The sequence below is a fragment of the Bacillaceae bacterium S4-13-56 genome, from assembly GCA_040191315.1.
GTDB lineage: Bacteria > Bacillota > Bacilli > Bacillales > JAWJLM01 > JAWJLM01.
In genome coordinates this window covers 1-351 of sequence record JAWJLM010000198.1, presented here as the reverse complement: position 1 = coordinate 351, position 351 = coordinate 1, and the positions used below count along the sequence as shown (strand labels likewise).

The window sequence follows — 351 nt, the reverse complement described above, 5'->3', positions numbered from 1 at the left end:
TAACTCAACTTTCGCACTTAGAAAAATGTAATTCGTTCAACAGGCTGTAATGCTAGTAGCTATTTAAGTATGGTCATTTACAAATAAAAAGACATGAAAAAACACCTCATTGTTTGGTATAGTTGATTTGATAAGAATCCACATAACCATACAGAAGAGGTGTCTCCTATATGATAACGAATAATGATCAAAATAAGCAACTACCAAATGAACTAACATCCACATTTAAAGAATTACAGGTACTAAAACATCTAAGAAAAGCTGGTATTACAAAGTCTTTTGGCTTTTCTTGCGGTTATCTTTTCCAATTAATTTTTTGTTTGATATTTGAAAACAAAAATTGGTATCGGA

General features: G+C 30.2%; 1 protein-coding gene. It reads left to right on the top strand.

Annotation, left to right across the window (positions count from 1 at the left end):
- Positions 1-170: 170 nt before the first annotated feature.
- Positions 171-351: IS4 family transposase (locus RZN25_18645; GenBank protein MEQ6378801.1), on the top strand; the 181-nt coding region annotated here is incomplete at its 3' end.